The following is a 6,149-nucleotide window of genomic DNA, read 5'->3' as shown; positions in this document are numbered from 1 at the left end:
CTCCGCAGGGAAGCCCCAGCCGAGCGCCTGCATAAACTACTTGCGGCCTGAACCAAACGACCACGTGTTGCAACGATCCCTAGAATCCGCCGTGTGGTTCGCGGCCCCTTTCGTATGTCAGCGCGGGATCGGGATCGGAATCGGGATCGGTGGCAGCCGCGGCGGTAGCGGCAGTCCCGGGATGCCCGGCGGGGGTGCGGGCGGCCCGGGCGGCGGCGCGGCCCGGACGGTGCCGTCGCTGATGTACAGCGTGATCACCGAGCCGGGGATCGCCGACCCGTTCGGCGCGGTGCCCATCACGGTGCCCTTCGGGCGATCGCCCGCACCGGTCACCGGCGACACCTGGAAGCCCGCGGCGACCAGCTTCGAGGTGGCCTCGCCCTGGGTCATGCCGACGACATCGGGCACCTGCGCGTTGTTCGCGCCGCGTACGTACTTGTCGTCCAGCGGGGGCAACCCGGGCGGCGGGAACAGCGGTACCACCGGTTTGATCGCGTTGAACCAGGTGCGCGCGGGCTCGTTACCGCCGAACAGGTTGCCGTCGCCGCAGTTGCGCAGCGGGAACGAGCAGATCTCGCCGGGCGTCGGGCTGTCGCCGTAGACGTAGACCGCGGCGGCCAGCGCGTTGGTGAAGCCGAGGAAGGCCGAGGAGCGGTGACTCTCGGTGGTACCGGTCTTGCCCGACATCGGAAGATTCCAGCCCGCCGCCTGGGCCGCGCCCGCCGCGGTGCCCGACGTGTCGTCCTTGCTCATCGCGTTGGCCAGGGTGTTGGCCAGGCCGGGCTCGACGACCTGCTCGCAGGCCTGCTGAGTCAGCGGCACCTGCTTGCCTTGGCGGTCGATGACCTCCTTGATCGGGTTCGGCGGGCACCACCGGCCGCCGGAACCCAGTGTCGCGGCCACGTTGGACAGCTCCAGCGGATTGATCGCGACCGGACCGAGGGTGAACGAGCCGAGGTTCTGGTCCTTGATCATGTCGGCCAGACTCTGGTTGCTGTGGCCCGAGCTGCCCGCTTCGGTGAACGAGCGCATACCGAGCCGGACCGCCATGTCGACGGTCGGGGTGACGCCGACGGCCTGGATCAACTTGACGAACGCGGTGTTCGGGGAGGTGGCCAGCGCCTCGGTCACCGACATGGGCGACTTGTACCGGCCCGCGTTCTCGACGCAGTAGGTGGCGGGCGGGCATCCGCGGGCGCCACCGTTACCCATGCCCTTGGCCTCGAACCGCCCTGGCACGTCGAGCTGGGCGTTGATGCCCAGGCCTTTCTCCATGGCCGCGGCGGTGGTGAAGACCTTGAAGATGGAGCCCGCGCCGTCGCCGACCATGGAGTACGGCTGCGGCTGCACGGTCTCGCTCGCGTCCCGGTTCAGGCCGTAGGTGCGGCTGCTGGCCATCGCGAGCACCGGATGCGTGTCCTGCCCCGGCGCGACCACGGACATGACCTCCGCGATGTTGTCGAGGTTCGGGTTCGCCGCGTCGGTCACCGCTCGTTTCACCGAGTCCTGCACCGCCGGATCGAGGGTGGTCCTGATCAGGTATCCGCCCTTCTCGATCTGTTCGCGGCTGATGCCCGCGTTGGCCAGGTACTGCAGCGCGTAGTCGCAGAAGAAGCCGCGGTCGTTGGCCGCGATGCAGCCGCGTGGCAGGCCCTTGGGCTCCGGCAGCACGCCCAGCGGCTTGGTCTTCGCCTCGCGGAACTCCTCGGCCCGGCTGGGGATGTTCTGGATCATGGTGTCCAGCACCGTGTTGCGCCTGGCCAGCACGCCGTCCGGGTTGGTGTAGGGGTTCAGCTTGGACGAGCTCTGCACCATGCCCGCCAGCATCGCGGCCTGCGAGACGTTCAGATCGGCCGCGTCGACGCCGAAGTACGTCTTCGCGGCGTCCTGGATGCCGTAGGACGAGTTACCGAACGGGACGAGGTTGAGGTACCTGGTGAGGATCTCGTCCTTGGTCAGCTCCCGGTCCAGCGTGAGCGCCATCCGGATCTCCCGGATCTTGCGGGCCGGAGTGGTCTCGATGGCGGCGCGGCGCTCGGCGTCGGTCTTGGCGACCACCAGCAGCTGGAAATTCTTCACGTACTGCTGATCCAGCGTCGAGGCGCCCTGCTGGACCTCGCCGCTGGTGGTGTTGGTGAGGAACGCGCGCAGCGTGCCCTGCCAGTCGACGCCCTCGTGCTCGGCGAAGCGACGGTCCTCGATGGACACGATCGCCAGTTTCATGTCGTTGGAGATCCGGTCGCTGGGGACTTCGAATCTGCGCTGCTCGTACAGCCAGGCGATCGGATTGCCCGCCGCGTCGACCATGGTCGAGACCGCGGGCGCCGTTCCCTCGACCAGCTCCGCGGAGACGTTGTCGACGGCGTCGGCGGCACGGTTGGAGACGAACCCGAAGCCGCCGGCGAGCGGGAACAACAACCCGGCGACGAGCACGGAGGCCAGCACGCAACTGCCGGCCAGCCGCGCGAGCGTATGTGTGATCGGCACGAATCAAGACTACGGGTTGTCATTCGAGGCTTCTTGGCGGCATTTGTCCGGAGCCCGGAACTGGTTGTTCGCGAACCGGAATGGGCGTGTCGCGCGATCGTTCGCGGCGTGTCGCACGAGGGCGCGCACGCAATCTGCCTGCCCGTCCAGTGCGCACCCCGCTTTGCAGGGACGGACGTACCAAAAAATCTGGAGGTGGTCTTGCGCAAGCGCCATACCTTTACCTAGATTGAGAACCCAGTGTGATAGAGCTAACACTCAAAGTGGAATGTGGTGCGCTTCGCAGCGGGGTTTGGGTGCTGCGTGGTGACAACGCGATTCTGGAGCGCCGTTGACCCGGTGTTCGGACTGCAAAGGGGCACACCAAATGCACATGACAACCCCCATCGCTCGATTGGACGTGGAGCAGGCCGAAGCAAGGATCGCCTGGGTAGCCCAGGCCCGATGCAAGGAAGTGGATCCCGATCAGTTGTTCGTCCGCGGCGCGGCGCAGCGCAAAGCGGCGACGATCTGCAGGCACTGTCCCGTGCTCATGCAGTGTGGTGCCGATGCGCTCGACAATCGCGTCGAGTTCGGTGTGTGGGGCGGCATGACGGAACGGCAGCGTCGCGCCCTGTTGAAGCAGCATCCGGAAGTGACCTCGTGGGCCGACTTCTTCCAGGCCCAGCGCCAGCATCAAGTGGCGATGTAGTCCGCCGACATCGAAACGGAGCCCGCGCGAGCGGGCTCAGTTCGTTTCAGGAGCGATATTTCCGTTCGGAGCAATAGCGGATACGCCTAAGTATCAAGCGGTCGCGCGGGCCGTGCCGGTGAGCTGATCGCCGACGACGCGCAGCGCGTCGAGATCGGAGACCTCGAACGGAAGCGCGGTGACCGAGACGATCGGCACCCGGGGGTGCGCGCCGGTGAAGCGGTGCAGCAGATGCTGCTCCCGCTTGTCGGTGACGACCCGGCGGGCGTGCACCCGCAACACCGCCGCGGTGAGCGGATCGGATTCCGCCACCTGGTCGGCGGCGGTGAGCGCGTGATCGGCGGACAGCGAGCTCAGCGCCGGATGGGTGCGGTTGAGCACCAGTCCCGCCAGCGGCATCCGCTCGGTGGAGAGGCGGTCGACGAAGAACGAGGCCTCCCGCAGCGCGTCCGGTTCCGGCGCCGCGACCACGAGGAAGTGCGTGCCCGGCTTGGACAGCATGGCGAATGTTCGCTCGGCCCGCTCCTGGAAGCCGCCGAACAGCGACTCCAAGGACTGCAAGAAGTTCGACGCGTCCTTGAGCATCTGCCCACCGACGACGGTGGACACACCCCGCACCGCCAGGCTCATCGCGCCGGTCACGAGACGGGTCACGCCACGGCCGGGCGCCATGATCACCCGGATCATGCGGCCGTTGAGGAAGTTGCCCAGCCGCTTGGGAGCGTCCAGGAAGTCGAGGGCGTTGCGCGAAGGCGGGGTGTCGACGACGATCAGGTCCCACTCGCCCCGATGGGCCAGCTGGCCCAGCTTCTCCATCGCCATGTATTCCTGCGTGCCGCCGAAGGAGGAGGCGACCGTCTGATAGAAGGGGTTGGCGAAGATCTGGTCCGCTTTCTCCCCGCTGGTGTGCTCGAGCACCATGTCGTCGAACGTGCGGCGCATGTTGAGCATCATCGCGTGCAGTTCGCCCTTGGCCTCGGGCCCCAGCGCCACCCGCTGGGGGTTGTTGCCGAGGTCGGCCACGCCCAGTGACTGGGCCAGCCTGCGCGCGGGGTCGATGGTGAGCACCACGACCTTGCGGCCTTCCTCGGCGGCGCGCAGCGCGATGGCGGCGGCGGTGGTCGTCTTGCCGACGCCGCCGGAGCCGCAGCAGACCACCACCCGGGCGGACGGGTCGGCGATGATCCGCGAAATATCCAGCGGGGCAGCCGTGGGGTGGGTCGGCGTGCTCATCGGACTCCCTGTGCGGTGAGGTGTTCGGCTAGTTCGTACAGTCCGCCCAGGTCCATCCCGTCGGGAAGGGCGGGCAGGTAGAGCCGGGAGATGTCGACTTTGGCCAGTTCCTCGGCGCTGTCGTCCTGTGCTTGCAGCGTGGCCGAGTGCTCGATCGTCTCGGTGAGCAGCCCCTGGAAGTCGCTGTCGGGAAGCGTGATGCCCGCGGAGGCGAGGCCCGCGCGGATGGCGTCGGTGTCCAGATCGCTCCGAGCGGCCTGGGCCCGCAGCTCGGGCGAGAGCTGGCCTTCGGTCGCCCGGTTCACGATGACGGTGCCGATGCGCAGGTCGGCGGCGGTGAGTTCGGCGATGGCGTCGGCGGTCTCCTGCACCGGCAGCGCCTCCAGCAGCGTGACCAGGTGAATCATCGTCTGGTCGGAATGCAGCAGCTGCGACACGCCCTCGGCCTGCGAGGCGATCGGCCCGCCCTTGGCCACCTCCGCCATGGCCTTGGTGACGTCGAGGAAGCCCGCGATCCGGCCGGTGGGTGGTGCGTCGACCACGATTTCGTCGTAGATCCGCTTGCCGGACTTGTCCACGCGAACCGCGCACTCCTTGATCTTGCCGGTCAGGATGACGTCGCGCAGACCGGGCGCGATCGTGGTGACGAACTCGATGGCACCCATCCGGCGCATCGCGCGACCCGCGAAGCCGAGGTTGTAGAACATGTCGAGGTATTCGAGGAAGGCGTGCTCGATGTCCAGCGCCAGCGCGACCACCTCGCCACCGCCGTCGGCGGTGGCGATCCGTGTCTCGGTCGGCGGCAGCGGCGGCAGATCGAACAGCTGCGCGATCGATTGTCTGCTCTCCACCTCGACCAACAGCACCCGGCGCCCGCCCGCGGCGAGCGCCAGGGCCAGCGCTGCGGCAACCGTCGACTTGCCCGTGCCTCCCTTGCCGGAGACGTAGTGCAAGCGGGCCTGCTCAGCGCGCTTCGGCCACCTCGTGTCCAGTCCCGGCTCCGCCGAAAGCGGCCCTGCTGTTGGTACTCCCACGATCGCGAGCCTATAACTGGTCCGCCGCTGCGGGGCACCGGCCGTACCAGACGGGTGGGTCGAGCGGACCGGTATCAGCTCCGGCCTCGGCCGCTACCCGAGTTGCAACACCCTCGGCGACCAGGCCGATCTCCGTACGAGTTCCCACGTCGCGCCGGACGGATCCATCCGGCGTGCCCCGGACCCGGTCGCTGTAGTGGTTCTCCCTCACCGTTCCCGTCTTCCCAGCTAGGGCGATCGAGCATCGCTCGTTGGCTGTGCCGTCAGCTGTCCCGCAGCCGAGTCGGCGACGAGGTCGTAAGCCCCATCCCGTCATGCCGCAGCACAACCGGAACCACGCCGGACTCGCCCAGCGCCCTCACACGCCAACCCGGCCCGACACCCGGTTCGAAGCGAAGCGAGACCGAGTATTCGCCGTCCGCGGCTCGGGTCGGGTGCGTTGTCGCGTGAGGTCTCCTGCGGATTGTCGCCCCACCGTCGATGGCGTCGCGGCACCTTGTTCGCGTGACCCCGACGAAACTCATAGCCTTACCGCGTGGTGCCGCAAAGCCACCTCGCCGCCCAGGTAGCGCGATTCGATCCCCACGCACCCAGCACAACCCCGACTCCCGGTTCCGAGCGAAGCGAGACCGAGCATGTTCCGTTCGCGGCCCGGCTCGCGTTTGCGCGGCCGCCGCGTACGCGACGAAGTCGCCAGCGGCGGT

4 protein-coding genes are annotated in these 6,149 nt (G+C 68.1%); 1 reads left to right on the top strand and 3 read right to left on the bottom strand.

Annotated features, from left to right (window positions below; all coding sequences use genetic code 11):
- Positions 1-117: 117 nt before the first annotated feature.
- Positions 118-2,487, bottom strand: coding sequence for a penicillin-binding protein (locus ACFU5M_RS33780; protein ID WP_379055568.1), 2,370 nt, complete (start codon positions 2,485-2,487; stop codon positions 118-120).
- Positions 2,488-2,854: 367 nt separating this feature from the next.
- Between ACFU5M_RS33780 and ACFU5M_RS33775 the strand changes: the two genes are divergently transcribed.
- Positions 2,855-3,178 (top strand): WhiB family transcriptional regulator, encoded by a 324-nt coding sequence (locus ACFU5M_RS33775; protein ID WP_014981178.1) that lies wholly within the window; start codon positions 2,855-2,857, stop codon positions 3,176-3,178.
- A 93-nt stretch (positions 3,179-3,271) separates the two neighbouring features.
- On the opposite strand, the gene ACFU5M_RS33770 is transcribed toward ACFU5M_RS33775, so the two are convergent.
- Positions 3,272-4,411 (bottom strand): ArsA family ATPase, encoded by a 1,140-nt coding sequence (locus ACFU5M_RS33770; RefSeq protein ID WP_379055566.1) that lies wholly within the window; start codon positions 4,409-4,411, stop codon positions 3,272-3,274.
- A complete protein-coding gene (locus tag ACFU5M_RS33765; protein ID WP_379055564.1) occupies positions 4,408-5,445 on the bottom strand; it encodes an ArsA-related P-loop ATPase in 1,038 nt (345 codons plus the stop codon). The genes ACFU5M_RS33770 and ACFU5M_RS33765 overlap by 4 nt, the downstream gene beginning before the upstream one ends.
- Positions 5,446-6,149 lie beyond the last annotated feature (704 nt).

Origin of the sequence: Nocardia sp. NPDC057455 (assembly GCF_042802775.1) — a bacterium.
GTDB lineage: Bacteria > Actinomycetota > Actinomycetes > Mycobacteriales > Mycobacteriaceae > Nocardia.
The sequence above is the reverse complement of the archived record's forward strand: the minus strand, read 5'-3'. Positions and strand labels throughout refer to the sequence as shown.